Consider the following 2,936-nt stretch of genomic DNA (forward strand, 5'->3'; position numbering starts at 1 on the left):
GCGACACCGCGCAAGGCCATCCGCCCGGCGATCTCCTGATCACGATCTCGATCGCGCCGCATCCGTTCTTCAAGATCGACGGCAACGATCTGCGGATCGACCTGCCCGTGACCCTCTATGAGGCGGTGCTGGGCGGCAAGGTCCGCGTGCCGACGCTCGGCAGCGCGGTCGAACTGTCGATCCCGAAGAACACCTCGAGCGGACGCACGTTCCGCCTCAAGGGCAAGGGGCTGTCGAAGGCGGGGGTGACCGGCGACCTCTACGTCACGACCCGCATCATCCTTCCGGACGGGAACGATGCCGAGCTTGAGGCATTGATGCAGACGTGGCGGGAGCGTAACCCCTACAATCCGCGAAGCGACCTCGGCTGACCGCCGAGGGCGCGCCCCAGAGACGCGAAGACGCGAAACTGCAACTACCCCGGATTCTATCGGGGTAGACGCCGCGCTGTGAGCGCGTCAAAGGATGACCGGCCGTCCAGCTCCTGGCCTGCGGCGTGCAGACCCGGGTGGCGGAAAAAGGAGTGCGGCCTCGAGAGGGGGACCAGCGCGGTACACAAAACCCCAATCGAGGCCGCGTGCGCCGATCGGCGGATCGGGCGCAGATCATCTTCGCGTGAGCATCCGGTGCGATAATGAGACGCGTCGATGACGCGAATCGAAGTTTTCAATGTCGGAATTGGGACGCCGGGTGAGGCTGGATTCACTTACTCGAAACGACGCAATTTCGCGACGTGATCTCCCGTAAAATTACGGGAGATCAACCTCCGCTCTTCTCCATCTGATCGTAGACGGCCTGCGCGACCTGGGTCAGCCGGCTGCGGTCGGTGCCGCCGCTGACGACATAGGCGACGCCCCGATCGGCCCAGAACAGCGCGCCGTCGCTGCCCTGCGCGGCATAACGCATCTGCGTCGCCTCGGTCTTCGCCTTGGCGGTGTAGACCGTGAAGCGCTCGCCGGACGTGCTCTCATACATCAGGAACGACGCCGGCCCGCTCGGGCCGGGCAGCAGGCGGCCGCCGACCAGCTTCAGCCCGGTGAGCTCCGGCGCACGCACGTCCCAGCCGCAGCGCTTGGTCAGCCATTGCTGCAGATGGTCGCGCTCGCTGCCGGGCACCTCGACGGGATGGCGAACCTCGACCACGTAGAGCCGGTGGGCATCGAGCGCGTCGAGCGTGAAGCTCTGGAAGGTCGACGGTGCAGCCGTAGCGCCGCGCGCGACCCAGCCGACGCCACCGCCGGCGATGAAGGCCATCAGCGTTGCCGCCACCGCGCCATAGATCCAGCGGCGCGGCTGGCGCACCAGCCGCTCGAGCTCGAGCCGCTTCGGCACGGCCTCGTCCAGCACGGTGTCGTAGCGCGCATGCAGCGTCTCGGCCATCGCGCGCCATGACTGCACCCGCGCCGCGTCGTCAGGATGTGCGGCGAGCCACGCCTCGACATCGCCGCGGCGTTCGGCCGGCAGCTCGTTGTCGACGTAGGCGTGCAGCTCGTCTTCGGTGACGGGGATGTTCGGGTCGGTCATATCAGTCGTCTCTGCCAAATCTTGTTTGAAAATCGTTCAAGCGTAACACCTGCCATCGCGCACATTATCATTTCACCCGCCGCAGCGCCGGGCGCTGGCCCTCGATCGATGCCCGCACATGGGCGCGCGCGCGGGCGAGGCGGGACATCACCGTGCCGATCGGCACGCCCTGGATGTCGGCGACCTCCCGGTAGCTCATGCCCTCCAGCATCACGAGCAGCAGCACCGAGCGTTGCTCCTCGACCAGCGTCGACAGCGCGCGCTCGATGTCGCGTCCCTCGGCCTCGGTGCCGCTGGCGTCGGCATTGTTGTCGAGCAGCGGCATCAGGGGCGGCCGCCGCGCCAGCGAGCGCCTTCGGTTCTTGTTCAGATTGGTCAGGATCGTATAGAGCCAGCTCCTGACATCGCCGCCGAGAAACAGCCGCTCCGAGCGCAGCGCGCGCACCAGCGCGTCCTGCACCAGATCGTCGGCGATATCCGTGTCACGTGCCAGCGCGCGCGCATAGCGGCGGAGCGCCGGAATCATGGCTTCGACACTTTGACGAAACGCGGTCATGCATCCACTCTTCGATGGTCTCGGCGACAGTGCCTTGCCCAACATAACACCCTAACGGCGTGGCTATTCCGGTTGCACCGATCTCTGCGCATACCGCCTCAGCTGCGGCCGATTTGGGCTTGTCGCCAGCCGAAGCGCTGGTGTACCTCGGAGCCGAAAAATTCGAAGCGTGGAAGCCTTGATATCAGGCGCCCGACAGCTCGCTCAGCAAGGACCAGCCGTTACGGGAATGCCGGTGCCAACGATCTACTACATTCGCCACGGCGAAACTTCGTGGAACGCCGAAGGCCGGCTTCAGGGTGCGCAGGACATTGCCCTCAACGAGCGCGGCCGCGCCCAGGCCGCGCAGGCCGGGCGCATCCTCGCCGGTCTGCTGGCGCGCGATGGCCGTGACAAGACGACGCTGCCGTTCGTCGCAAGCCCGCTGATCCGGGCGCGCGCGACCATGGAGCTGGTGCGCACCGAGCTTGGCCTGCCGCCGGGCGACTATGCCCTCGACGACAGGCTGCGCGAGATCGGCTACGGGACGTGGGAGGGCTCGACGCTGGCGCAGGCGCAGGCTGCCGATCCCGTCGTCTATGCCCGCCGCCTGGCCGAGAAGTGGATGGTGGCGCCGGAGGGCGGCGAGAGCTATGTCGACGTGCAGGTGCGGATGACCGAGTGGTACCATTCGGTGACTTCCGACACGGTCGCCGTCGCCCATGGCGGCACGGCGCGGGCGCTGATGGTGGCGCTCGGCTTCGAGACGCCGGCCTCGGCCGCCGAGCTCTATATCGAGCAGGGCGCAGTCTACGTGTTCGGCGCGGCGGGCATAGACGACGGGATCGGCAGCCTGCGCCTGCGCCAGCGTCGAGCC

The 2,936-nt window shown here is 67.1% G+C and carries 4 protein-coding genes; 2 read left to right on the forward strand and 2 right to left on the reverse strand.

The features are described 5' to 3' along the window. Positions 1 to 371 (forward strand): DnaJ C-terminal domain-containing protein (locus FNJ47_RS45350; RefSeq protein ID WP_283811387.1); only part of this gene is annotated, 371 nt, incomplete at its 5' end. Between the two features lie 388 nt (positions 372 to 759). Here FNJ47_RS45350 and FNJ47_RS45355 read toward each other — a convergent pair. Together FNJ47_RS45355 and FNJ47_RS45360 are read right to left on the reverse strand one after the other, a co-directional pair. Further along, positions 760 to 1,524 carry an anti-sigma factor family protein gene (locus tag FNJ47_RS45355; RefSeq protein WP_163163203.1) on the reverse strand — a complete coding sequence of 255 codons (765 nt, stop codon included), beginning with the start codon at positions 1,522 to 1,524 and terminating at the stop codon, positions 760 to 762. 67 nt (positions 1,525 to 1,591) lie between these two features. Continuing rightward, a complete protein-coding gene (locus FNJ47_RS45360) occupies positions 1,592 to 2,080 on the reverse strand; it encodes a sigma-70 family RNA polymerase sigma factor (protein ID WP_163163206.1) in 489 nt (162 codons plus the stop codon). A 229-nt stretch (positions 2,081 to 2,309) separates the two neighbouring features. Here FNJ47_RS45360 and FNJ47_RS45365 point away from each other — a divergent pair. Continuing rightward, positions 2,310 to 2,936 (forward strand): histidine phosphatase family protein (locus FNJ47_RS45365; RefSeq protein WP_163163208.1); only part of this gene is annotated, 627 nt, incomplete at its 3' end.

The sequence above is a fragment of the Bradyrhizobium uaiense genome (assembly GCF_010811875.1).
Classification (GTDB): domain Bacteria; phylum Pseudomonadota; class Alphaproteobacteria; order Rhizobiales; family Xanthobacteraceae; genus Bradyrhizobium; species Bradyrhizobium uaiense.